Origin of the sequence: Cryobacterium sp. MLB-32 (genome assembly GCF_000738085.1) — a bacterium.
Taxonomy (GTDB): domain Bacteria; phylum Actinomycetota; class Actinomycetes; order Actinomycetales; family Microbacteriaceae; genus Cryobacterium.
Genome location: NZ_JPRS01000666.1, coordinates 1 through 831, shown reverse-complemented (window position 1 = coordinate 831; position 831 = coordinate 1). Strand labels below are relative to the sequence as shown.

2 protein-coding genes are annotated in these 831 nt (G+C 56.1%); both read left to right on the top strand.

Annotation, left to right across the window (positions count from 1 at the left end; genetic code table 11):
* A partial coding sequence (locus JF66_RS24830) for a hypothetical protein (protein ID WP_231556548.1) occupies positions 1-307 on the top strand: 307 nt, incomplete at its 5' end.
* Positions 304-831: hypothetical protein (locus JF66_RS23390; RefSeq protein ID WP_156109993.1), on the top strand; the 528-nt coding region annotated here is incomplete at its 3' end. The genes JF66_RS24830 and JF66_RS23390, both read left to right, overlap by 4 nt.

Below are 831 nucleotides of genomic sequence, written 5' to 3'. Positions count from 1 at the left end.
AAACCCCGACTCGACTGATTTCGTGGAGGGGGAGATCTCGCCGATCATTCATGAGCAGGGAACGGGCCCGACAAAGTTCACGATCGAAAGGCCCGACCCCTCAACGAAAGCACTCAAATTCTTCGTATCGTGCGAGCCATCGAATACGTTTACGGTCACCACGAGCACCTTCTATTCGGGGCCTTGCTCCACTCGCTTCTCCAGCAGTGGCAGCATTCCGCTGTCCCGCGGAGATGGTCCTCTCAGCGTCTCACTGGACGTTCCAGAGGATGTTGCCTTCTGGCTGGTAGCCATACCGGTCCAGTGAAGAAAATTGGGGAAATGAAAAAAACAGTAGCAACTGTAATCGTCACCGCCGTGATGGTGGTGGTGGTGGGAGCCACCTCGGCTACGGCGGCCGATCCAAGTCCTCAAAGCCTCTGTTCGGGAAGTCGAGTCGTTTACCAGTCAAGCACCACAGGTGGACCCTTCGTTCAAGCTTCCCAAGCGAACAGTTCCGTTACCGGAGGCCCGGGCGTAACGCTCGGCATCAGCACGTCTACCAGTTTCACCGTCAGCGGAAGTATCACCGCTACGACCGGAATCTCGGTGAGCAACGTGATCGCGTCCGTCAAAGCGGACGTAGGGGTGACCATCGGTTCTAGCAAGACGGGTTCAACCACAAACTCCGGATCGTGGACTGTACCGGCAACGTACAACGTTGGACGTCTCGCGATCGGTGCGGCCAAATACAGCGGATCGACCAGGCGCTACCTCGAGAACAGTAATTGCGTGCTGGTATTTCAAAACTCGACGTCTTACAACGCTCCTCAACAAGAATGGCACTTCCAG